The organism is Salinimonas lutimaris (assembly GCF_005222225.1).
GTDB classification, from domain to species: domain Bacteria; phylum Pseudomonadota; class Gammaproteobacteria; order Enterobacterales; family Alteromonadaceae; genus Alteromonas; species Alteromonas lutimaris.
Map to the genome: position 1 here is coordinate 3,976,207 of NZ_CP036536.1, position 26,949 is coordinate 4,003,155.

At 51.6% G+C, this 26,949-nt stretch carries 26 protein-coding genes; 19 read left to right on the top strand and 7 right to left on the bottom strand.

All coding sequences use genetic code 11. The features are described from left to right. Positions 1–166: 166 nt before the first annotated feature. From EZV72_RS17615 to envZ, 11 genes are all read left to right on the top strand, one after another. A complete protein-coding gene (locus EZV72_RS17615; RefSeq protein ID WP_137168464.1) occupies positions 167–460 on the top strand; it encodes a high-potential iron-sulfur protein in 294 nt (97 codons plus the stop codon). A 282-nt stretch (positions 461–742) separates the two neighbouring features. Further along, positions 743–1,624 (top strand): 50S ribosomal protein L11 methyltransferase, encoded by an 882-nt coding sequence (gene prmA / locus EZV72_RS17620; protein ID WP_137168465.1) that lies wholly within the window; start codon positions 743–745, stop codon positions 1,622–1,624. Positions 1,625–1,845: 221 nt separating this feature from the next. Further along, complete coding sequence (gene dusB, locus EZV72_RS17625; protein WP_137168466.1) at positions 1,846–2,844, top strand: tRNA dihydrouridine synthase DusB; 999 nt, start codon at positions 1,846–1,848, stop codon at positions 2,842–2,844. Between the two features lie 31 nt (positions 2,845–2,875). Continuing rightward, on the top strand, positions 2,876–3,169 hold the full coding sequence (fis, locus tag EZV72_RS17630) for a DNA-binding transcriptional regulator Fis (RefSeq protein ID WP_018982332.1): 294 nt from the start codon (positions 2,876–2,878) through the stop codon (positions 3,167–3,169). Between the two features lie 87 nt (positions 3,170–3,256). Continuing rightward, positions 3,257–4,855, top strand: a complete 1,599-nt coding sequence (gene purH / locus EZV72_RS17635) for a bifunctional phosphoribosylaminoimidazolecarboxamide formyltransferase/IMP cyclohydrolase (protein WP_137168467.1) — start codon at positions 3,257–3,259, stop codon at positions 4,853–4,855. Positions 4,856–5,029: 174 nt separating this feature from the next. Then, on the top strand, positions 5,030–5,842 hold the full coding sequence (locus EZV72_RS17640; RefSeq protein WP_137168468.1) for a class I SAM-dependent methyltransferase: 813 nt from the start codon (positions 5,030–5,032) through the stop codon (positions 5,840–5,842). A gap of 16 nt (positions 5,843–5,858) precedes the next feature. Next, positions 5,859–7,148, top strand: a complete 1,290-nt coding sequence (purD, locus tag EZV72_RS17645; protein WP_137168469.1) for a phosphoribosylamine--glycine ligase — start codon at positions 5,859–5,861, stop codon at positions 7,146–7,148. A gap of 227 nt (positions 7,149–7,375) precedes the next feature. Further along, positions 7,376–8,278 carry a phosphoribulokinase gene (locus EZV72_RS17650; protein WP_137168470.1) on the top strand — a complete coding sequence of 301 codons (903 nt, stop codon included), beginning with the start codon at positions 7,376–7,378 and terminating at the stop codon, positions 8,276–8,278. A 195-nt stretch (positions 8,279–8,473) separates the two neighbouring features. After that, positions 8,474–9,718, top strand: a complete 1,245-nt coding sequence (gene nhaD / locus EZV72_RS17655; RefSeq protein WP_137168471.1) for a sodium:proton antiporter NhaD — start codon at positions 8,474–8,476, stop codon at positions 9,716–9,718. Positions 9,719–9,815: 97 nt separating this feature from the next. Continuing rightward, on the top strand, positions 9,816–10,544 hold the full coding sequence (gene ompR / locus EZV72_RS17660) for an osmolarity response regulator transcription factor OmpR (protein WP_137168472.1): 729 nt from the start codon (positions 9,816–9,818) through the stop codon (positions 10,542–10,544). 8 nt (positions 10,545–10,552) lie between these two features. Beyond that, entirely contained in the window at positions 10,553–11,869 is a 1,317-nt protein-coding gene (gene envZ, locus EZV72_RS17665) for a two-component system sensor histidine kinase EnvZ (RefSeq protein ID WP_137168816.1), read from the top strand. On the opposite strand, the gene EZV72_RS17670 is transcribed toward envZ, so the two are convergent. Continuing rightward, complete coding sequence (locus EZV72_RS17670) at positions 11,866–13,050, bottom strand: MFS transporter (protein ID WP_137168473.1); 1,185 nt, start codon at positions 13,048–13,050, stop codon at positions 11,866–11,868. The genes envZ and EZV72_RS17670 overlap by 4 nt on opposite strands. A gap of 358 nt (positions 13,051–13,408) precedes the next feature. On the opposite strand from EZV72_RS17670, the gene EZV72_RS17675 reads away from it, so the two are divergent. Continuing rightward, on the top strand, positions 13,409–14,992 hold the full coding sequence (locus EZV72_RS17675; protein ID WP_137168474.1) for a serine hydrolase domain-containing protein: 1,584 nt from the start codon (positions 13,409–13,411) through the stop codon (positions 14,990–14,992). Here EZV72_RS17675 and EZV72_RS17680 read toward each other — a convergent pair. Then, positions 14,949–15,854, bottom strand: coding sequence for a LysR family transcriptional regulator (locus EZV72_RS17680; RefSeq protein ID WP_137168475.1), 906 nt, complete (start codon positions 15,852–15,854; stop codon positions 14,949–14,951). The two genes, EZV72_RS17675 and EZV72_RS17680, sit on opposite strands and share 44 nt — an antisense overlap. Before the next feature lie 109 nt (positions 15,855–15,963). On the opposite strand from EZV72_RS17680, the gene EZV72_RS17685 reads away from it, so the two are divergent. Further along, on the top strand, positions 15,964–16,812 hold the full coding sequence (locus EZV72_RS17685; protein ID WP_137168817.1) for a type 1 glutamine amidotransferase domain-containing protein: 849 nt from the start codon (positions 15,964–15,966) through the stop codon (positions 16,810–16,812). A gap of 33 nt (positions 16,813–16,845) precedes the next feature. After that, positions 16,846–18,000, top strand: coding sequence for an iron-containing alcohol dehydrogenase (locus tag EZV72_RS17690; RefSeq protein WP_137168476.1), 1,155 nt, complete (start codon positions 16,846–16,848; stop codon positions 17,998–18,000). On the opposite strand, the gene EZV72_RS17695 is transcribed toward EZV72_RS17690, so the two are convergent. After that, entirely contained in the window at positions 17,997–18,959 is a 963-nt protein-coding gene (locus tag EZV72_RS17695; protein ID WP_137168477.1) for a LysR family transcriptional regulator, read from the bottom strand. The genes EZV72_RS17690 and EZV72_RS17695 overlap by 4 nt on opposite strands. 173 nt (positions 18,960–19,132) lie before the next feature. Between EZV72_RS17695 and EZV72_RS17700 the strand changes: the two genes are divergently transcribed. Further along, positions 19,133–20,239 (top strand): NADH:flavin oxidoreductase/NADH oxidase, encoded by a 1,107-nt coding sequence (locus EZV72_RS17700; protein ID WP_137168478.1) that lies wholly within the window; start codon positions 19,133–19,135, stop codon positions 20,237–20,239. An 89-nt stretch (positions 20,240–20,328) separates the two neighbouring features. Here the strand turns inward: EZV72_RS17700 and EZV72_RS17705 are convergent, their stop codons facing one another. Then, positions 20,329–21,228, bottom strand: coding sequence for a LysR family transcriptional regulator (locus EZV72_RS17705; protein ID WP_137168479.1), 900 nt, complete (start codon positions 21,226–21,228; stop codon positions 20,329–20,331). A 98-nt stretch (positions 21,229–21,326) separates the two neighbouring features. On the opposite strand from EZV72_RS17705, the gene EZV72_RS17710 reads away from it, so the two are divergent. Beyond that, a complete protein-coding gene (locus tag EZV72_RS17710) occupies positions 21,327–21,836 on the top strand; it encodes a lactoylglutathione lyase family protein (protein ID WP_137168480.1) in 510 nt (169 codons plus the stop codon). 254 nt (positions 21,837–22,090) lie between these two features. Here EZV72_RS17710 and EZV72_RS17715 read toward each other — a convergent pair whose 3' ends face one another. From EZV72_RS17715 to nudE, 3 genes are read right to left on the bottom strand one after another with little or no spacing between them, the layout of a single operon-like run. After that, positions 22,091–22,663, bottom strand: coding sequence for a YceI family protein (locus EZV72_RS17715; RefSeq protein ID WP_137168481.1), 573 nt, complete (start codon positions 22,661–22,663; stop codon positions 22,091–22,093). Between the two features lie 2 nt (positions 22,664–22,665). Further along, positions 22,666–23,493, bottom strand: a complete 828-nt coding sequence (gene cysQ, locus EZV72_RS17720) for a 3'(2'),5'-bisphosphate nucleotidase CysQ (protein ID WP_137168482.1) — start codon at positions 23,491–23,493, stop codon at positions 22,666–22,668. Positions 23,494–23,496: 3 nt separating this feature from the next. Then, positions 23,497–24,060 carry an ADP compounds hydrolase NudE gene (nudE, locus tag EZV72_RS17725; RefSeq protein WP_137168483.1) on the bottom strand — a complete coding sequence of 188 codons (564 nt, stop codon included), beginning with the start codon at positions 24,058–24,060 and terminating at the stop codon, positions 23,497–23,499. Positions 24,061–24,128: 68 nt separating this feature from the next. On the opposite strand from nudE, the gene yrfG reads away from it, so the two are divergent. The 3 genes from yrfG to EZV72_RS17740 all read left to right on the top strand — a co-directional run bounded on the left by yrfG (position 24,129) and on the right by EZV72_RS17740 (position 26,945). Beyond that, a complete protein-coding gene (yrfG, locus tag EZV72_RS17730; protein WP_137168484.1) occupies positions 24,129–24,815 on the top strand; it encodes a GMP/IMP nucleotidase in 687 nt (228 codons plus the stop codon). Beyond that, positions 24,812–25,360: an inosine/xanthosine triphosphatase gene (yjjX, locus tag EZV72_RS17735; RefSeq protein ID WP_137168485.1), complete on the top strand. Its 549-nt coding sequence runs from the start codon at positions 24,812–24,814 to the stop codon at positions 25,358–25,360. Before yrfG ends, yjjX begins: the two co-directional genes overlap by 4 nt. Before the next feature lie 208 nt (positions 25,361–25,568). Beyond that, positions 25,569–26,945, top strand: coding sequence for an NAD-dependent succinate-semialdehyde dehydrogenase (locus EZV72_RS17740; RefSeq protein ID WP_137168486.1), 1,377 nt, complete (start codon positions 25,569–25,571; stop codon positions 26,943–26,945). Positions 26,946–26,949: the final 4 nt, after the last annotated feature.

Below are 26,949 nucleotides of genomic sequence, written 5' to 3' on the forward strand. Positions count from 1 at the left end.
GCGGATTACATTACTGTAATTTGCAAAATTTTAGCGTACACTGATACTTAGAATGTTGTTAAACATTGCCTGACAGAAAAGCCAACCTGCCCGAACCGGCAGGTTTTTGTGTTTTAAGCGCCAGGTAAAAACAAATCATTATCGTTTACGAACACTGGAGTAAACCATGAAATCGGTAAACCGTCGGGACTTTTTACGTTTAGCTGGCTCTTCTGTGATTGGCATGACACTAGGCGGCGTGGCGCTGCGGGCCAATGCCCAGGAAGTACTCAGTGCAGATGATCCTACCGCCAAGGCACTAAAATACACTGCCAGCTCCACCGTGGACGGCGCCAACTGCGCCAACTGCATGTATATTCAGGGTGAAGAAGGCAAGGAGGAGCGCCCCTGCGCTATCTTCCCGGGTAAACTGATTAATAAAAACGGCTGGTGCAGTGCCTGGGTGAAACGTCCGGGCTAACCCTGATAGCGGTTTTTTATGGATGAACGCCGTAGCCTGCTTGCTGGCAGACTGCGGCGATCAATCTGCCAGTCTGATAAGACAACCTGCTGCCCGACCATCCACCTGGCCATCTTTTTGATATCTATCAGATTACCCCCGAAAATCTGGTTCTAAGCTGGCACGTATCATCCCGCTTCCCGAGTGCATGTATCCCCGTTGTGCGCTTGTTTTGCCCTGGTTATCGTCGCAGCCGCCTGATTCCTGATATAATCGCACCATCATTCATCATTGCAATTACACATGGCCTGGTTACAACTTCGTATTAACACCTCTGCTGAGCTGGCTGAACAGGTGGGCGGCATGCTCAGCGCCAATGGCGCGCAGGCAGTCACATTTCTGGATGCCAAAGATACCCCCATGTATGAACCCAAGCCGGGAGAGACCATGCTGTGGCCAGACACCCAGGTTGTCGGGCTGTTTGATGCCAGCCATGATATGAAAGGCGTTATCAGCCGGCTGGAGAATGCCCGGGTTCTGGGTAAAGGATTTTCCCACAAACTGGATCCACTGGAAGATAAGGACTGGGAACGGGAATGGATGGATAATTTTCATCCGATGCAATTTGGCCAGCGTCTGTGGATTTGCCCAAGCTGGCGTGAAGTACCTGATCCGGATGCGGTTAACGTTATGCTGGACCCGGGACTGGCCTTTGGTACCGGTACCCACCCTACCACGGCTTTGTGCCTGCGCTGGCTGGATGCACAGCACATTGACCAGCGCACGGTGGTAGATTTTGGCTGTGGCTCAGGCATTCTGGCGCTGGCGGCGCTGAAACTGGGTGCAGAGCGGGTTGTGGGTATTGATATTGACCCGCAGGCATTACAGGCCAGTGAGGAAAATGCCCGCCGTAATGAGGTGGCAGATCGCCTTGAAGTGTACCTGCCACAGCATCAGCCAGCACTTGAGGCTGATGTGGTCATGGCCAATATCCTGTCTGGTCCTTTACTGGAGCTGCGTGAGGTCATCACCAGCTTTTGTAAACCGGGCGGACGTCTGGTGCTGTCAGGTATTCTGGCAGAACAAGTCAGTGCCATTGAAAGCGCCTACCAGACAGATTTTGATCTGGAAACCAGCGAAATTGAGGGTGACTGGGCTCGCGTTTCCGGCATCCGTCGCATCTAAGTAGCTACTCTGTCGCATATAATTTCATCATGAGCCGAGCATAGATTCGGCTCATCCCTTGCTGCGCCTGCTCTACAACGCAAATTGTTTTATTAGTGTCAAGAGCAAAACCATAAATTTTGTGTGAATTTTAGCCTTTTCATGGGTAGTGAAAATGCGTACACTTAGCGCCCCGTTTTAGCCGAGTGCTCAATTTCCGCACAACCTTGGATTGTTAACCTATGCAGATTGGTCCTTACAAACTGGATAACAATTTAATGTTAGCGCCGATGGCAGGCGTGACAGACCGTCCTTTCAGGCAGCTTTGTCGCCGCATGGGAGCCGGTTTAGTGGTTTCAGAAATGCTGTCGAGCAATCCCAAGGTATGGAACACCCAAAAATCTATGCAACGCATGGATCATACCGGTGAGGAAGGTATTCGCTCAGTTCAGATCGCAGGTGCTGATCCTGAACTGATGGCACAGGCGGCCCGCTTTAATGTTGAGAACGGTGCGCAAATCATCGATATCAATATGGGCTGTCCGGCCAAGAAAGTGAATAAAAAGCTGGCGGGCTCTGCGTTACTGCAATATCCCGACTTGGTTGAATCCATTGTTCAGTCAGTGGTCAGCGCGGTCGATGTACCGGTTACGCTGAAGATCCGTACGGGCTGGAACACAGATAATCGCAATGGTGTAGATATTGCACGCATTGCTGAGCAAAACGGCATTCAGTCACTGGCAGTTCATGGCAGAACCCGTGCCTGTATGTATAAAGGGGAAGCGGAGTACGACACTATCGCCCGGATAAAGGAAGCGATATCCATTCCGGTGATTGCAAACGGTGACATTACTTCCCCGCAAAAAGCACAAGAAGTGCTCAAATATACTGGTGCTGACGGAGTGATGATAGGCCGCGGAGCTCAGGGTAATCCATGGATTTTTAAACAGATCCTGCATTTCCTTGAAACCGGCGAGAACCTGCCTGAGCCCCCGTTGTCAGAACAGCATCAGGTTTTACACGAACACGTTGCAAACGTGCATGCCTTTTATGGCGATGTCATGGGCGCTCGTATTGCCCGTAAGCACGTGGGCTGGTATCTGGCGGAACATGATAAGGAACGCCTGTTTCGCAAAACGTTCAATGGTATTGAGCAAGCTGATTTACAGCTCAACGCACTTGACGATTATTTTCAAGCGCTGCAGAAGCGGGAAACGCGACAGATTTCTCCTGCAGCATAGTGATGACTAACTTATAGAGCAAGAAAGTATTATGTTCGATCAAAATGTGACTTCTCCGTTTACTACGACAGTAACAACGCCTTCTCAAACTCAAGCTCAAAAGCCTCTGCGTGACTCTGTTAAGCAAGCAGTTAACAAGTACCTGAAGCAGCTGGACAATGCGAACATCGATAACTTATATGAATTGGTGCTGGCCGAAGTAGAAGCACCGCTGCTGGAAGAAGTCATGACTTATACCCGCGGCAATCAGACACGCGCTGCGATCATGATGGGCATCAATCGCGGTACGCTTCGCAAAAAGCTGAAACAGTACGGCATGAACTAAAATCCTGAGGGCTTCGGCCCATTTCAAAGAGCACCCCACCCGGTGCTCTTTTTGTTTCACACACTGAAAAAGTAGCAAAACAACATTATGCAAACACCTAAACCTATCAAACGCGCGCTGTTAAGTGTTTCGGACAAAACCGGTATTGTTGAATTCGCTGAGGCCCTGCATCAGGCAGGCGTAGAGCTGTTATCAACCGGTGGCACAGCCAAACTGCTGAGCCAGGCAGGCCTGCCAGTCAAAGAAGTATCTGATCACACCGGTCACCCTGAAATTATGGACGGTCGGGTTAAAACGCTACATCCTAAAATTCATGGCGGCATTCTGGGTCGTCGCGGTCAGGACGAAAGCGTCATGGCACAAAATGAAATTGCCCCGATTGATTTGGTAGTGGTGAATCTGTATCCGTTTGCCGCCACCGTGGCAAAAGAAGACTGCACGCTGGAAGATGCGATTGAAAACATCGATATTGGCGGCCCGACGATGGTGCGCGCAGCAGCCAAGAACCACAAAGATGTAACGATTGTGGTGAATGCCGACGATTATGCCCGGATACTGGAAGAGATGAGCCGTAACGAAGGTTCACTGGATTATCAAACCCGTTTTGATCTGGCCATTAAAGCCTTTGAGCATACCGCTGAATATGACGGCATGATAGCCAACTACTTTGGCGCCCGCCTGGATTCGGTGGAATGCGAAGACGACTGTGACCACGAGCACAGCGAGTTTCCACGTACCTTTAACATGCAGCTGACCAAAAAGCAGGACCTGCGTTATGGCGAGAACAGCCATCAGGAAGCCGCTTTTTATGTAGAAAATGACATTCAGGAAGCCTCCGTAGCCACCGCCCGTCAGCTTCAGGGTAAAGAATTATCATTTAATAATATTGCCGATACTGATGCTGCCCTTGAATGTGTGAAAGAATTTGAACAGCCTGCCTGTGTCATTGTAAAACACGCCAACCCGTGTGGTGTGGCCGTGGGTGAGGATATCCTTGGTGCCTACGAGCGTGCTTATCAAACCGACCCGACTTCGGCCTTTGGCGGCATTATTGCCTTTAACCGTACGTTGGATGCGGCCACCGCGCAGGCAATAGTTGATCGTCAGTTTGTCGAAGTCATTATTGCCCCGGCCATTGACGAAGCCGCTCAGCAAGTGGTGGCGGCGAAGAAAAATGTACGCTTACTGGCGTGTGGTGACTGGCACGGTCAGCTGACCGACGGGTATGACTTTAAGCGGGTTAATGGCGGTCTGCTGGTGCAGGAGCGTGACTTTGGCATGGTGGAAGCAGAAGACTTGCAGGTAGTGACTAAACGTCAGCCAACCGAAGATGAACTGCGCGATCTGATGTTTTGCTGGAAAGTGGCAAAATATGTGAAATCTAACGCTATTGTGTACTGCAAGGATGGCATGACCATCGGTGTGGGCGCAGGCCAGATGAGCCGCGTGTATTCCGCTAAAATTGCCGGCATTAAAGCCGCCGATGAGAATCTGGAAGTGGCCGGCTCGGTTATGGCCTCCGATGCTTTCTTCCCGTTCCGCGACGGTATTGATGCTGCGGCAGCCGCTGGCATTAAAGCGGTGATTCAGCCAGGTGGCTCAATGCGTGATGAAGAAGTCATTGCCGCTGCTGACGAACATGGTATCGCCATGGTCTTTACCGGCATGCGTCACTTCCGTCACTAAGGGCGCGTATCCTCCAAAAAGCCTGTGGTGGCCGGCTCAGCTCGGCTCGGCGACAACAGGCTTTGCCCTGCTCTTCAGGTAGGTTACTCTAGTGTTTGGCGCCCTTATCAAGGCAGCTTTGGGCCTGGCACCATCATAATAACTATACCGTTGAAAATTGATAAGGATACAATCATGAAATCACTGTTAGGCGTTATCTCAGCTTCAGTACTGGCATTCTCTGCCCAGATGGCAATGGCCGACCCCATCATTGATGCAGTTAAAAGCGATAACCGCTCGGCTGACGCTAAAGCCCGGGATGAATTCCGGCACCCCCAGCAAACCCTGCGTTTTTTTGGTATTGAACCTGATATGACCGTGGTGGAGATTTCCCCGGGTGGCGGCTGGTATACCGACATACTGGCTGAGCTGCTGCATGACAACGGACAGCTGATCGCCGCGCATTTCTACGTGGATGAAAACAGCAACGACTATTACAAAAAGTCCCGGGCAGCATTTGAGCAGAAAATTGCCGACTACCCGCCGTACAAAAATATCAAACTGTCAGCCTTTCACCCCCAGCATGCTACGGATATTGCCAAGGCCGGTTCGGTAGATGCCGTGCTGACGTTCAGAAATGTGCATAACTGGTACATGGGTGGTGGCACTGACGCTATCGAGGCCTCGTTTAAAGCTTTTGCCAAAGCGCTCAAGCCTGGTGGCATGGTGGGCGTGGTAGAACACGAACTGCCTGAGTCAATGGCCGATGAGCAGATGGATAAAAGCGGCTACATGAAAAAGTCTGTGGTCATTGCGGCGGCAAAAGCAGCTGGCCTGACACTGGCCGAAGACAGCCCGGTGAATCATAACCCGGCTGACAATGCTCAGCATCCTCGTGGTGTCTGGACACTGCCGCCATCGCTGCGTCTGGGTGAGCAAGACCAGCAAAAGTATCTGGCGATTGGCGAAAGTAACCGGATGACCCTTAAATTTATTAAACCTGAATAAATAACGGAACGCTTAAATGAACGTACTTGTTATTGGCGGCGGTGGCCGCGAACATGCGCTGGCCTGGAAGGCAGCACAATCTTCTGCTGTATCAACGGTGTTTGTGGCACCGGGCAACGCCGGTACGGCGGTTGAACCAAAACTGACAAATGTAGATATTCAGGTGACGGATATCGATGGCTTGCTGGCCTTTGCGCAGGCAAACCAGGTTGAAATGACGATTGTAGGCCCCGAGGCGCCGCTGGTAGCAGGTGTGGTGGATGCTTTTGACGCCGCTGGACAGGCAGTTTTCGGCCCCACCCAGGCGGCGGCTCAGCTGGAAGGCTCCAAAGCCTTTACCAAGGATTTTCTGGCCCGTCATGCCATTCCTACGGCCGAATATCAGAATTTCACTGATATTGAGCCGGCGCTGGCGTACGTGCGTGAAAAAGGGGCGCCAATTGTGGTCAAAGCCGATGGTCTGGCAGCCGGTAAAGGCGTGATCGTCGCGATGACGCTGGAAGAAGCCGAAGCCGCCATTCGCGATATGCTGGCAGGCAATGCATTTGGTGATGCCGGTAGCCGGGTGGTAATTGAAGAGTTTCTGGACGGCGAAGAAGCCTCGTTCATTGTGATGGTCGACGGTAAAAATGTGCTGCCCTTTGCCACCAGCCAGGATCACAAACGCGCGGCGAACGGTGATAAAGGCCTGAATACCGGTGGTATGGGCGCTTATTCACCGGCCCCGGTGGTGACCCAGAATATTCATGACCGGGTAATGTCTGAAGTTATCATGCCCACGGTCGAGGGTATGGCAGCAGAAGGCCATCCCTATAAAGGCTTTTTGTACGCCGGTCTGATGATCATGGCCGATGGCACACCGAAGGTGATTGAATATAACTGCCGTTTTGGCGATCCGGAAACGCAACCCATTATGTTGCGTTTACAATCGGACCTGGTGGCGCTGTGTCAGGCTGCCTGTCAGGGCAAACTGAACGAGGCGACCATCAGTTTTGACGAGCGCGCAGCGGTCGGTGTTGTACTGGCAGCCGGTGGCTACCCGGGTAGCTACAACAAGGGCGATGCGATCAGCGGTCTGGATGACGCTGCCCAGCTGGACGGTAAAGTTTTTCATGCCGGCACCGCGTTGCAGGACGGCCAGATTGTTACCAGTGGCGGACGCGTGCTGTGCGCCACCGCGCTGGGCAACAACGTGACTGGAGCCCAGCAACATGCCTACGAGCTGGTAAATAAAATAAACTGGCAGGATGTCTATTTTCGTACTGACATCGCCCATCGGGCGATTGCCCGCGAAAGCCAGGCATAGGACGTCACTCCCCCGCAATATACTTCACAGCCGTGTGCTCAACACGGCTGTGACTATTTTTTTGTTACCCTCCCCTTTTCTTCTTTTTTGACCGTTTTTCTGCCCGAAAGCTGTCTGTTCACGGCCTGTGACTAAACTATCGCGGCAAGGTCTGGTAGTATCACTGTCTATTGATTATTCAAACCAGCCAGCTTATAACTAGGTTCCGGCTTCGAGTAAAAATCTGTATGTCTGTAAAACACCCTATTATTGCCATCACCGGTTCATCTGGTGCCGGCACCACAACCACCACGAATGCCATCCGGCATATCTTTCGCAATTTGCATGTCAATGCGGCGGTGGTGGGTGGCGACAGCTTTCACCGGTTTACCCGGCCTGAGATGGAAGTGGAAATTCGCAAAGCCCAGGAGCAGGGCCGGCATATTAGCTACTTTGGCCCTAAAGCCAACGACTTTGACTTGCTTGAGTCCTTATTTAAAGAGTACGCCCAGACCGGTAAAGGCGAATATCGCCAGTACCTGCATACTTTTGATGAAGCTGTGCCGTTTAATCAGATGCCCGGTACGTTCACGCCCTGGCAGGCACTGCCGGATAACACTGATCTACTGTTTTACGAAGGCCTGCATGGGGGCGTAAAAACCGAAGAAAACGATGTTGCCCGGCATGTGGATTTGCTGGTTGGCATGGTACCGATTGTGAATCTGGAGTGGATTCAGAAAATTGTGCGCGATACCACGGATCGCGGTCATTCCAGAGAAGCAGTGATGAGCAGTATTGTGCGCGGGCTGGATGACTATTTTCACTACATCACGCCGCAGTTTTCCCGCACTCATGTGAACTTTCAGCGCGTGCCCACTGTGGATACCTCTAATCCGTTCAGTGCCCGGGAAATACCGTCACAGGATGAAAGCTTTGTGGTAGTGCGCTTTCGCCGGGAAATGCGTACGGTTGATTTCCCCTACCTGCTTAAGATGATAGACGGGGCATTTATGTCACGTATCAATACGCTGGTGGTACCGGGCGGTAAAATGGGTCTGGCGATGGAACTGATTCTGACCCCGCTGATTGAAGATATTCTTAACAATAAGCGTCGCGCTGGTCATCAGATGGACTGGATTAGCCGGGATTAAGTGCATAATCGCGCCTTTAGGTGACCACACCGTAAACAAAAACCAATCAAACAAAACATACTGTTTACAGTGTGTTATCACTTGTTTGCGGTGCGTCAAATAAATCCTGCCAAGCTGTAAACTCGGCGTATTCAGGGTGTGAAGCAGGCGATGTCGCAGTACACTTGCCGGACCTTCTCCAGCACCTCTCGTATCATGTTAGATTACATACTTATTGGTCTTGCCTTTCTTGCTCTTGCCGGCGTTGTTTTTGAAGAAGTGATTCATCTGAACAAAGCCAAAACCACCCTGTTTCTTGGCACCTTTGCCTGGATCCTCCTGTTTATTAATGCCAGTGCTGAACAGCTTCCGCATGTTCAGGAAAGCCTTGAGCACAACATTACTGAAATATCGACGCTGTGGCTGTTTCTGGTGGCGGCGATGACCTTTGTGGCCTACCTGAACCGCAAGGGTCTGATTGAAAATATGCTCAATCTGGTGATGCCCGCTAAAATCAGCCTGAAAAAGCTTTTATTCAGTACCGCACTGTTCAGCTTCTGTTTTTCTTCTCTGGCGGACAATATCACCGCAACCCTGGTCTCAGTAGCGCTGGTTCTGTCACTGAGCCTGCCACTGAATCAAACCCTGCGTTTTGTGGTACTGGCGGTGTTTGCGGTGAACTCCGGCGGGGTGTCACTGATCACCGGCGATGTCACCACCCTGATGATTTTTCTGGAAGGCAAAGTCACCATTGTTGAGCTGCTGACCCTGATATTGCCGTCTTTTGCCGCCGTTATGCTGCTGGCCTCCCTGTTAAGTATCGGGATGAAAGGTGAAGTGAAAATTCGCAAGGTCAAACATGAAACCCGACCGGTTGACTACGTGATTGCCGGCACATTTTTATCCACCATCGTGCTGACTTTGTTGGGTAATGTGTTTTTCAGCATCCCGCCTATGCTGTCATTTCTTGCCGGCATGGCCGTGATGTTTCTGGTGGCAACGTTTATGGGCGCAGAACGCTACAACGACCCGATTCTGGACTATATCCGGCTAATCGAATTTGACACCTTGCTGTTCTTTTTAGGTGTGTTGCTGCTGGTTGGTATGCTACAGCATATAGAAGCGCTGGATGCTCTGCTGCACATCTATACCCTGTTCGACCCGATTTACGCCAATGTCATCATGGGTATCATCTCGTCTATGATAGACAATGTGCCGCTGACCGCAGCCCTGCTAAAAGCCAATATCACCATGAGCACCTCCGAGTGGATGGCGCTGACCTACGCAGTTGGGGTGGGCGGCTCACTGCTGGTCATTGGGTCCGCTGCCGGTATTGTAGCGATGAGTAAGGTTAAGGGGCTGACCTTTGCCCGTTATGCTAAGTTCAGTCTGCTATTGTTGCTGGCGTACCTGGTCGGCTATGTACTGGTGTTGCAGATATCGCCGCTGTTGCTCAGCTGAAACGATTTGTAACAATCGCTCGTCGTCACCGGCCTGCTGAATACTTTTGTCCTGGCCCGGTTCTGGTTATAGTGAAAGAAAAATCAGGACACACACAATGGGTCAGGAAACATCAAAAATTCTGGTGGTAGACGACGACATGCGTCTGCGGGCATTACTGGAACGCTATCTCATGGAGCAGGGTTTTCAGGTTCGCAGCGCGGCCAATGCTGAGCAAATGGACCGTTTGCTGGAACGGGAAAACTTCCACCTGATGGTGCTCGATTTGATGTTACCCGGCGAAGACGGCCTGTCTATCTGCCGCCGACTGCGTCAGTCCCAAAGTGATTTACCTATCATTATGCTGACCGCCAAGGGGGATGAGGTCGATCGCATCATTGGTCTTGAAATGGGCGCTGATGATTACCTGCCTAAACCCTTTAACCCCAGAGAATTGCTGGCTCGCGCCAAAGCGGTACTACGCCGTAAAGTCAACGATGCGCCCGGGGCGCCGTCACGGGATGAGCAACGGATCGAATTTGGCACCTACAGTCTGAACCTGGCTACCCGGGAGATGACGGACAATGGCAAGCCGTTATCGCTGACCAGTGGTGAGTTTGCCGTACTTAAATCTCTGGTTACCCACCCACGAGAGCCATTATCCCGGGACAAGCTGATGAATCTGGCCCGCGGGCGGGATTACAGCGCGCTGGAGCGCAGCATTGATGTGCAGGTCTCGCGGTTGCGCCGGATGCTGGAAAAAGATCCGGCTAACCCGCGCTACATCCAGACCGTGTGGGGGCTTGGGTATGTATTTGTGCCCGACGGTGAAGCGCAGGCCAGTTGAATCCGGTGTTGCGGTTACTTCCCAAAAGCGCTTTCGGGCAGACAGCACTGCTGATTGGTCTGCTGCTTCTGATTAACCAGGTAGTATCTTACCTGTCTGTTACCTATTACTTTATCCGCCCGACCTCAGCCCAGATCAACAGCCTGCTGGCCACCCAGGTGCAAAGCATGCAAACACAGGGCATTTTAGACGGTGATTCAGCTACGCGCTGGCGCTATACCCAAGATACCGGGATTAGCATAATGAGCACCGCACAGGCCCGTCAGCAGGGACTCAAGCACGCTACCTACTACCGGTTTATGTCCGATCAGGTCGCCGCCCAGCTTAAACAGAGCGCGGATGTACGGATCAGCGCCCCGCCCACGGAACTGGACCCCAATCAACCTTATAAAGTGTGGATTTCTATCGCTGCGCATCCGGATACCTGGATTAGCGTGCCGCTGACCGGCTGGTCAGAAGCCAATATCTCACCGCTGACGATTTATCTGATGGTCATCGGTGTACTGAGTGTTGTGGGTGGCTGGCTATTTGTGCGACGTATGAACCGACCGCTACACGCCCTGCAAAAAGCCGCGCTGCATGTCGGTCAGGGCCGGGTGCCGGAGCCGCTCAAAGAACAGGGCAGTACCGAAATTATGGAGGTAACCCGGGCCTTTAACCAGATGAACCGGGGCATTGCCCAGCTAGAACATGACCGGACCCTGATGACCGCCGGTATTTCTCATGACCTGCGCACCCCCCTGACCCGTATCCGCCTGGCCACCGAGATGCTGTCGCCGGAAAACGAATGGATTCGCGAGGGCATTGTTAATGACATTGAAGATATGAACGCGATTATCGACCAGTTCATTGACTATGCCCGGCTGGATACCAAAGGACAGCAGGAAACCAGCGACCTCAACCAGTTGATTGGTGAGCTGACGCAGGCCCGTCATATTGAAGAAACCCATCACATCAGCCTTAAGCTGAACCCTCTACCCGACACCCTGTTAAGCCGTATCGGGATTAAACGGGTGCTGGATAACCTGATTGAAAACGCCTTTCGCTATGGCAGCGATAAAATTACGGTAAGCAGTTTTCATGATAGCCGGCAACAGCGCATCTATTGCCGGGTGAGGGACTTTGGTCCGGGGATTGAGCAGGACAAACTGCCGGATATGTTTCAACCATTCACCCAGGCAGACAAAGCCCGGGGCGGTGTGGGTTCCGGACTGGGACTGGCCATCACCCGTCGGATAGTGACCAGCCACAACGGGGGTATTGAATTACGTAATCATCCCCAGCAGGGTCTGATTGCCGAATTCTGGCTGCCGGTAAAACGCTAGTGGCCGGCGCTCAGGTTAATTGCTTTGAGCTGCCGGGAAAAATACCAGCCAGCCAGCCATAGCCATACCGCGGCCAGCGGAATCACCCAGAACGCGGTGGTTAGCGGGGCAAAGTTGGCCCACAGGCCGGTGCTGAATGACGATATCTGTACGCCCAGCGAATTACCGATAATGGTAATGCCTGATAAGACCGGTCCTTTGGCCGGATCAATATTCATGGCTGATGACAGTACCAGCGGAAATAAGCCGCCCAGTCCTAACCCCAGTAGCAGATTGAAGCTGCCGATTTGCATAAAGGTGTCACCCAGCTTGATCCCCGCCGCACCGGCCAGGGTCATAGTGGTCATGATGACCGTCAAACGGTGGATGCTGAAATAGCGCAGGCACAGCGAGAAGGTCAGACGGCTTATCACCATTCCGGCGGTAAAAAAGGCCAGCAGATAACGGGAGTCATCGCCACTAAAGCCCTGTCCCTGCTGCGCATAGCTGACAAACCAGTTGGCATTACCAAACTCCACCGCGCCATAGCCAAAACTGACCAGTGCCAGCAGTAAAAAAACCGGCCGGCGAATCACATCACTGTATTTCAGTGTCTGGCCCTGCGCTTTGGGTTGTCCCGCCAGCTGTTTTTTCTGTGACCGGGCCGCCAGCCAGGTATACAGCGACAGAAACAACAGCATGACCACCACAATGCGGATGGTCCAGCGCCAGTCGAGGGCAAAGCTGTATACCAGCGTGACATAAAATGACGCGGCAAACGTGCCAAGGCTGAACATAAAATCCATGATCCCCATCATGGCAAAGCGTTTTTCTTCATACAGCCGGGCAATCAGCGTGTGCCCGATGGTAATGATACTGGAGCTGACCAGTCCAATGACAAATACCACCGCCAGCATCGATTGCCAGTGCTGCAAATGCGCCATCACCAGCAGCAGTACCGAGTCGGTAATACACAGCACCGCCAGTAGCGGTAAAAACTCAAACTTACTCACGTACTTTCCGCCAATAATGGCACCCAGCATCATGCCCACCGAAAACAACAGAAAAAAGCCACCGCTGACCAGTTCTGACATAGCCAGATCAGCAGCGATGTCCGGCAGTAAAATTCCCCACATAATAAACAGCATGCCGAGCAGAAAAAAGCCACTGAAGATCACGATCGTTACCGGTCGTCGGCTCATAAAGTCCTCACTTTGTATGGGATAGAAAGATAGTCAGCGCAGGTTGCGCCGGTAAATTATGTAGGTACGTATTATAGGAATTATTGTCAGGAAAAGTGCCATAAATGGCAGCGGCGCAAGTTAACCACAGTGTTCAGGGATTGTACAGATGTTCACTCCGTCAGACGTTAAAAAAACCCGGACCGGAATCTGGTAAACGCCACGCGACCAGTGAACGGTTTGTGCAATTTTATGGTATATTTGTAAATAGCTCATGTGGTTATCCGGCCCTGTATCGCTGTGACTTCAACGGGTGACTACCAGTTCGACTCTGTAGTCTTTTTGGCGCGCTGATGCGCTGACGAAAAAAGGGAAGCGTATGCAACATGTCACCTGTTTAACCCGGCTGTTTAGCCTGTTTCTGATAGCGGCTGGTTTCACTTGTCAGGCTGTGGCTGCGCCACCCAAAGAAAACTGGGCCATTGAACGTATTGATAATTACCTGAATCGCAGTGTGGAACAGGGCTTTTCCGGGGCGGTACTGATTGCCAACGGCAACCAGCTGGTGCTGAAAAAAGGCTATGGCATGGCGGATCGCAACAGCGATAAACCCATTACCACCTCAACCCTGTTTGATATTGGTTCGGTCACCAAACAATTTACCGCATCGGCCATTATGGTGCTGGAAACCCAGGGCAAACTGAGTGTGGATGACACCCTGGCCCGTTTTTTTCCGCAAGTACCCACAGACAAACAGGGCATCACCCTGCATCAGTTACTGACCCATACCTCAGGGTTGCCCGCAGGGATTGGTCTGGGCGATTTTACCCATATTCCGGTTAATGAGTTTATCAATCGGGTCTTTCAGTCCGCCCTGGTGGCAAAGCCGGGTCAGCAATATCACTATTCCAATATCGGTTACAGCCTGCTGGCCCGGATCATCGAAAAAGTCACCGATGAGTCGTACGAAGCCTGGTTGCAAGAACACCTGTTTCATCCCTCCGGCATGAATCATACCGGTTACCTGTTGTTTGATGCCAGCGAAAGCCGGGTGGCAGCCGGCTACCGTGCCGGTGTGCTGCGCACGCCCTCAACGCTGTCCCGCTATCAGGCTGATGGCCGGATTGCCTGGACCTTAAAAGGTAACGGCGGGCTGATTTCCTCACTGGATGATATGTACAGCTGGTATTTATCGCTAAAAAATCATGTGGTGCTTAGCAAGGCGCAGCTGACCCGGCTGACCACCCGTTACGTCAGCGAAGGCGGCAATAGCTGGTATGGCTATGGCTGGTCGCTGGGTGTCTCGCCCGGCGGCAAGGCCATGGTCGGGCATAATGGTGCCAACGGCACCTATTATTTTGATTTTCGCTGGCTGACCGAAGAAGACATTGCCATTATTTATGCCTCCAATGCCCTGATGCAGGATACCGCCAGTATAGGCGAGAGCCTTGAGCTGATGCTCTTTGACCATGTATTTAACCCACCGTCGTTCACCCCGGGGCCAGTAACCCATATTCTGACCTTTGTTAGTCAGTTTACCGGCACCGGCCAGGCGCTGCGCCAGCAGATCGCCACTCAGTTCAGCGATGTGATTACCCAGCGCTATGTGCTTAACCGGGCCGGGCTGGCTCTGCTGGATAGTGGCAAAACCAATCATGCCATTGGTTTACTGGCTTTGAATGTGGAAAACTTTGCCGATGACGGCAACCTGTGGGATAGCCTGGGTGAAGCCTATTTAAAAGCCGATCTGCTTCACGATGCCAAAGTCAGTTTTGTTAATGCGCTGGTCAAAGCGCCCGAGCAGGGCTGCTACTGGTGCGCCAACGCCCGTCGCCGGCTGGAAAACATTAAAGTCCGGGAGCGAGCCGAAAGAGACCAGCCGGTATCACCGGCCGAGCCAGCAACTTCCGGTCACCCTGCTACATCTGCTGAGCCAGCAGATTCGCGTTCGCAAAAGCCATAATCACATCTTTGGCAAACGCAATACGGGGATGGCGCAGTGCGCCTTTTTTCCAGACCAGATAAATATTGTTATTCGGACCAGGCTCACCTATCTGAATCAGCTCCCCCCGATTGATCGCATCCCGGCACAGATAATCGGGTAACACCGTGTAGCCAATGCCCGATTGCACAATGGTGGCCAGCGCCCTGATATCAGGGCAGATAGCCGCCACTGGTGACTGACAGCTGGTATTGAACACACTGTTAAAATAACTGCGTACCAGCGGCAGTTGCTCATCATACGCCACCACTTTATAACCATTGAGCCTATCCGGGGTCACTGTCTGATCTTCAAGTGCCTTGCCCTCCACCCGGTTCATGACCAGTAACAGGCGCTCTTTATCCAGAATCTGATATTCATAACGCTGCGCATCTGGCGTAGAGGCGGTGACCGCCAGTTCGGCGGTATCAGCATCGAGCATGGCATAAGTATTGGCTTTATTACCGGTATGCACCACCAGATTAATCCGGTCGGCCTGCAGCAGGTTTGCCAGCTGTTGCCCGGCCACACAGCTTAAGTATTCTGCCGGACCGGCCAGATGCAGGGTGCCGTAAACCGTGGCGGTACGACTGCGTACCGAGGCCACTTTTTGCTCAAGAATATCGATATGGCTGGCCACCTGCAAAGCCAGATCATCGGCAATAGCGGTGGGCTCCACACCGCGCGCTTTACGCACAAACAACTCTTTTCCTACTACAGCTTCCATCGCCTGAATGTGCGAGGTCACAGCAGGCTGAGACATTTGCAGATTAGCCGCCGCCCGGGTGATATTGCCGCAGCGATACACTTCCACAAAAGTTTTTAACTGGGTGAGATACGCCATAATGACTGACCCATCAGATTTTTGATGACTGCCCTAAATTTATCTGACTTCTGCCAACAGCACAATTTGCTTAGGATACGCGCCATCTTAAACAAGACAGGCATTAATGATGAAAGCACCAATTACGCTGATTTCACTGGCGGTTGCTGCCGGTATGTCGGGCCAGGCAATGGCTCAGGACAGCAAGGGAGAGATCCTGGTTTTGTTGTCCAGTGAAAATGTAATGCAGCTGGCCGATGGCAAAACAGAACCCACCGGTTACTACCTGAATGAATTTGGCGTTCCGGCCAAAGCCCTGACCGAAGCTGGCTACACTCTGGTACTGGCAACTCCCAAAGGTAATGCACCGGCGGTCGATAAAAAGTCAGTGATTCCGCAATATTTTGATGGCAACCCGGACACCATGCACCGTATTGAGCAGTTTGTGGCCTCTTTGGATGGCATTGACGATACCCTGTCGTTACAGCAGGTTATTGATGCCGGACTGGATGAATACGAAGGTGTCTTTATTCCCGGTGGCCATGCGCCACTGATTGACCTGGCCAATAACCCTGAGGTGGGGGCTATTTTGCGCCACTTCCATGACGCCGGCAAACCTACGGCAGCCATCTGCCACGGCCCGATTGCCCTGCTATCTGCTCAGCAGCAGCCTCAACAATATGTGGCCGACCTGCAAGCCGGACGTCAGGCATCGGCATCTGACTGGATTTACGACGGTTATCAGATGACGATTTTCTCCACCCCGGAAGAAGAATACTTTGAAAGCACACTGGGTGACGCCACCTTGCTTTATTATCCGGCCGACGCGATGAACACCGCCGGCGGCAAAATGGATTATGCCGACATGTGGCAGCCCCATGTAATGGTGGACAAAGAACTGATCACCGGCCAGAACCCGTTTTCTGATGACCTGCTCGCAGACAAGCTGATTGAACTGCTGGACCAGCAGGCTGACTGATTTTATCCCGATTTATCTGTAGAGGAATAATACATGCTGAATTTTAACTTTAAAAACCAGACCGAAATCTTATTCGGCCAGGGCCAGCTTAGCGAAGTCCCGGCCCGTTTACCGGCTAATGCCAAAGTGCTGTTTTTATATGGCGGTGGCTCCATTAAAAATAACGGTATTTATGATCAGGTGATGCGCACCCTGGCAGACGCCGACGTGGTTGAGTTTCAGGGGGTTGAGCCTAACCCGGAATATGAAACCCTGATGAAAGCCGTGCATACCGCTCGCGACAACCAGGTGAACTTTATTCTGGCAGTGGGTGGCGGTAGCGTGATTGACGGCGCCAAGTTTATTGCCGCAGCGGTTAACTTTGAAGGTAACCCGTGGGATATTCTGGTTGCCGGCGCCAGCTTTGACAACCCGCTACCTGTTGGTGCAGTACTGACACTGCCGGCCACAGGCTCAGAAAGTAACGGCAACTCAGTGGTAACACGTAAAGAAACCGCGCAGAAGCGGGCGTTTTCATCAGAAAGCGTACAACCGGTATTTGCTGTACTGGATCCGGAGTTCACTTTCTCACTGCCACCGCGCCAGGTGTCCAACGGTGTGGTTGATGCCTTTGTTCATGTGATTGAGCAGTACCTGACCTACCCGGTCAACGCACCACTGCAAGACCGCTTTGCTGAGGGTATTTTACAGACGCTGGTCACCGAAGGCCCGAAAGCGCTGGCTACGCCAGAGGATTATGATGTGCGCGCCAATGTGATGTGGTCTGCCACCATGGCCTTAAACGGCCTGATTGGCAAAGGTGTGCCACAGGACTGGGCCACCCACATGATTGGCCATGAGCTGACTGCCCTGTATAACCTGGATCACGCCGTGACCCTGGCTATCGTGCTGCCGTCACTGATGTATGTGCAGCGCGACCAGAAAAAAGCCAAGATTCTGCAACTGGGCGAACGGGTATTTGGCATTACCTCTGGTGATGATGCCACTCGAATCGATCTGACGATTAAAGCGGTGCAGGACTTCTTTGAATGCATGCAGATTCAGACCCGCCTGTCGGATCACAATGTGGAAAAAGCCGGCATTGACGATATCGTGGCAAACCTTGAGCGTAATGGTATGACCGCGCTGGGCGAGCACGGTGATATTGACCTGGCCAGGGCCCGCGAGATTCTCACGCTGGCAGCCTAACCCTTATTGCCGGGCGTGAATGATTTTGCCAGTTGTTCACAGCGCCCGGCATGCTCGGCCAGTATGGCTTTGATTTCCTGGCGCAGCCAGCGGCGCAGCGGATCTTCATGGGTACGCGGATGCCAAACCTGCTCAATCTGCGCCTGCGGCGCGGCGATGGGCGTTGGATGCATCATCAGCTCTGATGCCACACTGCACATGTGCACGGCAATCGGCTCCAGACAGGTCAGCAGCATGTCAGACGCTTTAATCACATGAGGCAGGGTTAAAAAACTCGATGCCCCGGCAATCACATCACGACTAAGCCCTTCGGCATCCAGCGCTTTATCCATAATACCTTTAAAGTCGCCATTTAAGGTGGTGACCACGTGCTTACAACGTACAAAGTTGGTCAGAGTCTGGGCCTTTCCCCAGTACTGATTACTTCTGTCACTAAGTACCACAAAGGCAAATGAAGACAATGCCTGGCGAAAAAAGTGGTTGGGCAGTGCATCAAAAAAGCCGGCAATGGCAATATCGCAGTCGCCATTTTCCAGTGCTTTGAGCGGAAATTCTCCGGTGGTGTTGCAGGTCACAATGCGTACCTTCGGCGCCTGCTCCTGCACCCGTCGAATCAGCTTTGGCAGCAACATAAATTCGATAAAGTCGGTGGAGTAGAGTCTGATGGTGTCTGTACGCCCGGCCAAATCCTGCTCGCTGCTGCGAATGTAAAATCCTTCCAGCGATTTGACCAGGGTACACACTTCCTGTGCCATCACATCAGCTTTCGGGGTGGGGGCCAGACCGCGACCGGTGCGCACAAACAAGGGATCATCAAATTCTGCCCGGAGTTTTTTCAGTTTGTGACTCAAAGCCGGCTGACTCAGATTCATCCGCACCGAGGCCCGGCTCAGGCTGCGTTCTTCGTACAGCACAGTAAATAGCATTAACAGATTAAAGTCTTTCGACGCGATATTCATAATTTGGAACAGCTTTATTTAAAACATTCATTTTTTATATTTTCAATCATCCCTATTTCCTATCCGTATAGCAAGGTACGACCTGCTTAAATGGTTTAACGTTACTGACACGCCAGCGCAGTAAGCTGGGTGCTTAAGTACCTTCACTCACAGTAAAGAAGGAAGAATTGATTATGTCAGCACTGTTTGACACATTTACGCTCAAAGATGTCACTCTGCGTAACCGTATTGCCGTTCCCCCTATGTGCCAGTACAGCGCAGAAGATGGTTTTGTAAACCAGTGGCATGAGGCGAACTATCAGTCTTTTGCCCGCGGCGGAGCCGGACTGGTGATTGTTGAGGCAACAGCGGTATCACCAGAAGGCCGGATTTCACCTGAAGATTTGGGTATCTGGAAAGATGAACATGTAGCGGGTCTGGCCAATGTGGCTCAGCGTATCAAAGACCAGGGCGCAGTAGCCGGTATTCAGATTGCCCACGCCGGTCGTAAAGCATCAGCGAACAGCCCCTGGAATGGTGATGATCATCTGGCCGAAGACGATCCGAAAGGCTGGCCCATCATTGGTCCTTCAGCGGTACCGTTTGGCGCCAACTTACCACGTACACCAGAAGCCATGACCAAAGCCGACATTGAGCGAGTCAAAGCCGACTTTGTCGCCGGGGCAAAACGTGCTCTACAAGCCGGTTATGAATGGCTTGAACTGCACTTTGCGCACGGCTATCTGGCGCAGAGCTTTTTCTCTAAACATGCCAATACCCGTACCGATGAGTACGGCGGTGATGCCGAAGGCCGGGGTCGTTTCCTGCTGGAAACGCTGGACGCGGTACGCGAGGTATGGCCAGACAACCTACCACTGACCATCCGCTTTGGTGTGATTGAGTATGATGGTGATGATGAACAAACTCAGGTGGAGTCAATTGAACTGGTTAAGCAGTTTAAAGCCAGAGGCGCTGATTTTGTCAGTGTGAGTGTTGGCTTTAATACACCGGATGCCAACATTCCGTGGGGCCCAGCATTCCTGGCCCCCGTTGCCGAGCGGGTCCGCCGTGAAGCAGACATTCCGGTGGCAACAGCCTGGGGTGTGGATACGCCGGAACTGGCCAACGACACCGTAGAAAAAGAGCAGCTGGATCTGGTCATGGTTGGCCGGATGCATCTGACCAACCCTCACTGGGCATACTTTGCGGCCAAAAAGCTGGGCGTAGAGAAGCCATCATGGGTTATGCCAGCGCCTTATGCGCACTGGCTACAGCGCTACGCGCCGTCTGACGAACGTTAATCGTCTGGTCACGGGCATGATGCCCTGATCGAGTGATAACACAGAAAGCGTAAGTACAACGCTACCTTCGGGTAGCGTTTTTTATGCCGTTATACCTGGTCCAGCTGTGTTTGTAACACCGGTATCAGGGTATGCATACGCGCGGGCAAGTCCCGGTCACTGCGATAAACCAGATACAGCGGCTCTTCAATCAGCGGAATATTTCCCATTACGCTTAACGCGCTTTGATACGCACTGGCCTCAAGCACGCTGCGTGGCAGCACAGTAAACCCCAACCCCATAGACACCGGCAGTAAAATCTCATGAATCTGATTCACAAAGCTCTTGGTCGGTATTTTGTTAAACGGCACTGCTCTGAGCACATCCGACTCACTGCGATTTAAATACAGACTGGTGTAATAGTCGCTGTCGGGATGGCGCACCATCCCCAGGTCAAACAGGTAATCTGCCAGATTCTGCGCGCCCTGCGGGCGACTGGCCGGAACAATAATGGCAATGGCCTCGCGACCGATTTTACGGGCCTCAAAGCTCAGTGAGTCCGGCTTTTCGGTGACAATACCCAGGTCAATCTGATTACTTTTCAGTGCATTTAGCACACTTTGATAGGGCGCGGCCTGCAAATGAATGCGCAGTCCCGGATGGGCCTGCTGCTCTTCAAGCAACCTGGCGTACAGGCGGATCGCGCTGGAGCCGGAACAAGCTATCCGGCAGGTACCGTTGTACGGATCATCGGCTCCCAACTGCATCAGTAACTGCTGCTCGTTATCTTCAAGCGTCTGGGCGTAGGTGTACAGCTTTTCACCCTGCATGGTGACAGTAAAGGTTTTTCCCGTTCGCTTAATTAACGGATAGCCACAGGCAGACTCCAGTTTCTGAATATGCTGACTGACTCCCGGTTGAGTCATAAACAGTTTTTCGGCGGTCCGGGTAAAATGTCCCGTGTCCACCAGCACGCTGAAGGTACGCAACCAGATGGGATTTATTTTCATAATATGCAGTTATCAAAATAAGAAAAAACCATAATTTATCATTTTGCTGGGTTCAGCGTAACCTTGCTCATGAATTAACAACACACCGGAGCAATATCATGAGTGAACAAGCCCCTTTCCCCAGAACATTTTCACACATCGGTCTGTCAGTACCTGACCTGGATGCGGCGGTAAAATTTTATACCGAAGTACTTGGCTGGTACCTGATTATGGAACCTACCAGAATTGAAGAAGACGACAGCGCTATTGGTGAAATGTGTACGGATGTTTTTGGTGCAGGCTGGGGAGAATTCCGGATTGCTCACTTGTCGACCGGTGATCGTATCGGAGTAGAGATTTTTGAATTTAAAAATCAGGAAAACCCGGAAAATAACTTTGAATACTGGAAAACCGGTATCTTCCACTTCTGCGTACAGGATCCTGATGTAGAAGGTCTGGCTGAGAAAATTGAAGCGGCTGGCGGTAAACGCCGGATGCCGAAGCCTCGCTATTACTATCCGGGCGAAAAACCCTTCCGCATGATTTATATGGAAGACCCGTTTGGTAATATTCTGGAAATTTACAGCCATAGCTATGAGTTAACTTACTCAGCCGGCGCTTACCAGTAAATAAAAAAAGGCCCGCTACACAAGTAGCGGGCAAACTCATCACATAAGAAAGTGACAAACGAAGGATCGAACAGTAAGTGCCTGAGGGAGTCAGGCGGAAGTGTTACTGTCGAAAATATATACGTACTTTCTAATAAGTCAGTTCTTTTTTATCACCTTTTTTTACTATTTTTTTGTGTTGCTCAGGCATAAAAAAAGCAAAGCGTCATGCTTTGCTCTTTATCTGTTTCTGTAAGCCGGTCACGGCTTATTGATTACTGCTGATCAAAAGTCACGGCAAAGGTAACCGGTACAGCCATGGTGATACTGTCCAGCCCGGCAATGCTCTGCAGCATCTTAACCCCTTCAGCCAGGTCAAAATCACCGGCATTTAACACGGTCGGAGCCACGGTGGAGACCGTCAGCGTGTCATCATTTAAGCGATTAATCATCACCTTGAAGGTGGTCGCGACATTTTTGCCGTGCAAATCAATAGCCCCTTCAATGGTACGAATTTGCGACTCGCCGGCTGACATCGACATCACATCATCAGGCAGGCTGGCAGTAAACATCGCATTGGAAAATTCAGCGGTTTCAAACAGCTTTTCCTGCATTCGGGTATTGCGGATCTCTATGGCTGTATTCACCGAGCTCAGCGGTACCGCGACCGTCAGTTTGCCATCATTGCCCACACTACCGCTTAGTGTATCAAACTGATGTACCTCGGTGATTTGCGCATTTTTGGTGCTTAAAAAATGCAGTTCAGAAGCACCGGAGTCCAGTTGCCAGGCCGCAGAGGCCGGCAACGCCAGTAGCGCAGAAAGCGCCATTACAGAACGCGTTATCATTGTTACTCCTTTTCGTACTGAACAATGTCCTGCCAGGGCACACGCTGGTCGCCCATCACGACAAAGTCCGGGTTTTCAAGAGTGGTACGTTGGTTATAGGTCAGTGGCTCAAAGTCGGCGGCCAGAATACGACCTCCCGCTTCTTCTACAATGCACTGAGACGCACCGGTATCCCACTCACCTGTGATACCGATACGCATGAACACATCCGCCTTGCCTTCTGCAATAAAACAGGATTTGAGCGAGCAGCTGCCCAGCGGCAAGGTCTGGTAAACTCGCCGGGCGGTCATCCGGGACATAATTTTATCCCGGGCCTGACGGCGGCTGATGGCGATCATTACCACACTGTTTTGTGGATCGTCCAGCTTGCGGACGTGAATCTGACGGTGTTCATCCGGACATTCTTTATATGCCCCCTGCCCTTTGCTGGCGTAATACAGGGTTTGGCCCGGCGGCCAGAAAATCACACCGATTACCGGTTCATTGTTGTCAATCAGAGCAATGTTGACCGCAAAGTCGCCGCTACGAGCAATAAATTCCTGCGTGCCGTCGATCGGGTCAATCAGCCAGTAGCGAGGCCATTTTTTACGCTCTTCAAGGCTGGCGTGTTTGTTTTCTTCCGACAAAATCGGGATATGTGGCGTGGCCGCGCTCAGCCGTTTATTGATAATATCATTCGCCCGGTAATCGGCGCTGGTGACCGGAGAGTCATCATCTTTCTGATAAGCGTCAAAATCGCCAGAGTTATAGATTCTCATTACATCGCGGCCGGCTTCCACCGCAATATCTTTTGCCAAAGCTAACAAAGTGTCTAAGGAATCTTCCTGCATGGTTTACTGCTCCTTTAACCATTGCTGGGCCAAAAACAGCGCAGCGATACACCGGGCTTCAATAAAGTCTTCCCGGGCCAGTAAGGCAGCGGCGTCGCTGAGTTTCCAGTGCACCACTTCCAGCGGCTCAGGCTCATCCCCTTCGAGTTGCTGAGGATACAGGTCCCGGGCCACCACAATTCGCATTTCAGAGTTAAAAAAGTTTGGCGCCATATTCACCTTGTGAATTTCGTGCAGATCGCGGGCAGCGAACCCGGCTTCTTCCTGCAATTCACGGTTGGCCGCCTGAATCGCATCCTCACCCGGGTCAATCAGCCCCTTGGGAAAGCCAAGCTGGTAAGAATGGTTACCGGCCGCATATTCACGCACCAGAACAATCGTATCATCGTCTAAAAGTGGCACAATCATCACTGCACCATGACCGCCTCCTGCCATACGTTCAAATTGCCGGGTAGCACCATTGGAAAACTCCAGGTCGACACGTTCAACCTTGAACAGTCGGCTCCGGGCAACGATTTCACGATGATGTATTTGCGGCAATGTCGTAGCAGGATCTTTTTTACTCATATTTCTCGTGACTTACTTTCGCTATGATAAGGTTAGTGTAAAGCTTAATGTATTATAAGGAAAACCGCTTGCCTAATATGCACTGGACTGACATCGACACAGTACTGCTGGACATGGACGGCACTCTGCTTGATTTGCATTACGACAGCCACTTCTGGCTGGAGCATCTGCCGCAGACCGTTGCCACCCAGACAGGCCAGCCCATTGAACAGATTAAAGCCAGTATGTTGGCTCATTATGAACAGGTCAGCGGCCAGATCCAGTGGTATTGTCTTGATTACTGGGCCGACTACCTTAAGCTGGACATTATGGCAGCTAAGCGGGAAGTCGCCCATTTAATTGCCCTGCGCTCAGATACGCTGCCTTTTCTGGATGCCCTTAAAGCCTCAGGCCGCAACGTAGTTCTGGTCACTAATGCCCACCCTGATGGTCTGGCGCTGAAAATCGAACATACACAACTGGATGACCATATCGATACGTTGATTTCTACCCATCAGTTTGGTGTGACCAAAGAATCCCAGTCACTATGGCAGCAGTTGCAGGCTCATCTGGGGTTTGACCCGGCCCGTACCCTGTTTGTCGATGACAGTCTGCCCATTCTGCAGGCTGCCCGCACGTTTGGTATTGCCCATTTACTGGCGGTAGCCAACCCCGATAGCCAGCAGCCGGTTAAACACATCGAAGAGTTTGATGCGGTATCCGATTACACCACACTGATTAACGATATTCTGGCCAACCCGGTACCACGGTCATGAGACCGGTTATCTGTCATGTCGGCTCGGCCAATCCGGTCAAGGTTAACGCGGCCGGCCAGACCTTACAGCGTGTGCTCAACGTGCCGGTCACCCCTCAGGCCCATCAGGTCAATAGCGGTGTACCCGACCAGCCGATGAATGCACAGGAGACCCGGGCCGGTGCAGTTAACCGGGTGCAGACCATGCTGGATGAGCTTATACCAGCAAACACCAGTGCCGACTGGTTTATGGCATTTGAAGGTGGCGTGGAGATGACCTGCGACGGACCGGTCACCTTTGCCTATGTGGCGATTTATCACGATGGAGAGTGGTCGGTCACCCGCAGCAGCAGTCTGCCTCTGCCGCCTGTGGTTTATCAGGCGCTCAGTGAAGGACAGGAACTGGGAGATGTCATGGACCGGCTGTTTAATACCACCAATATAAAGCAGCAGGGTGGCGCTATAGGTTTGCTGACTCACCACTTGGCTACCCGGCAAAGTGTGTATGAACTGGCGGTCATTATGGCGATGGCCAGATTTAACCACGCTGAACTGTTTAAAAGTTAAACGGTTGTTTGAAAAAGCGTGAAATTTTTGGAGAACACCAGAAATTTTGTACTGACGAAAAAGTACGAACCCCGTTCACCTTACCTTTTCACAAAAGACCTAAGCTACTGAATAAAAATAACTTTAAAAAAATCTTGCCAGTTTGGACCTGATGTTGCTCCTGTTTAGTCATCGTTAAGAACACATGTTCAATTCAGGAGACAACATCATGGCTAATACAGTCCAGACTATTAATCCGGCAACTGAAGAGACACTGCAAACATATACCCTGCTTAGCACCGAGGAAGCGAATAAGGCTATTGACGCATCGCATGACGCATACAATCAATGGCGCAAGACCACGCTTGAAGAGCGTAGCAAACTCTTGCATTCACTAGCAGACACAATTGAAGCCCGTAAAGATGATCTGGTTGAACTGATGATCCAGGAGATGGGCAAAGTCAAAGAGCAGGGTTACCAGGAAGTGGCATTATGCGCTGGTATCTGCCGTTACACTGCAGACAATGCAGCTGAACAACTGAAAGAAGAACAACGCGACTATGATGGCGGATCGGCCATTATTACCTATCAGCCTGTTGGTGTAATCCTTGGCATTCAGCCCTGGAACTTCCCGCTGTATCAGGTAATCCGTTACAGTGTGCCTAATGTTATGGCCGGTAACACCACTGTACTGAAGCATGCCGATAATGTATTTGGTATGGCTAAAATGATTCAGGAACTTTATGAGGAAGCCGGTTTTCCAAAAAATGTTTATCAGTCATTACTCATCAGCGGCAGTACCGCGAGCGAGCTGATTAAGCATGACAAAGTCCGCGGTGTCACCTTTACCGGCTCGGATGGCGTAGGTAAGAAAGTAGCAGAAAATGCCGGCAGTCAGTCGAAGAAAACGGTACTGGAACTGGGTAGTAATGATGCCTTTGTGGTGCTGGAAGATGCCGATATCGATACTGCCGTGCAGGCATGCGTGCAGGGTCGTGTTATCAACAACGGTGAAACCTGTGTATCGGCCAAACGTTTTGTGGTGACGGATAAAGTCTACGAGCAGTTTAAAGAGGCTTATGTAGAAGCGTTTAATAAATTAAAGGTTGGCGATCCGCGCGCCGAAGATACGGATGTAGGTCCGATGGCCCGCAAAGATCTGGTGGAAAAACTGGATAAACAGGTGCAGGAGTCGATTGACGCCGGGGCAACCTGCATTATGGGCGGAAAGATGTCTGATAATACCGGCTATTACTATCCACTGACGATTTTAGAGGATGTAAAACCAGGGATGCCGGCCTATGATGATGAGCTGTTTGGTCCGGTAGCCTCGTTTATCCGCGCCAAGGACGATGAAGATGCTATGCGCATTGCCAATGATTCTCGCTATGGCCTGGGCGGCGGTATTTTCTCAAAAGATGAGAAGCGCGCCATCGAACTGGCTCGCAGTGAATTTGATACCGGTATGATTAATATCAACGGTTATTCGCTTGCTCAGCCAAATCTGCCATTTGGTGGTGTGAAAGAAAGTGGCTATGGCCGTGAGCATGGCGGCTTTGGTATCAAAGAGTTTGTTAATGCAAAAACCATTTTCATTGCCCAGTAATTGG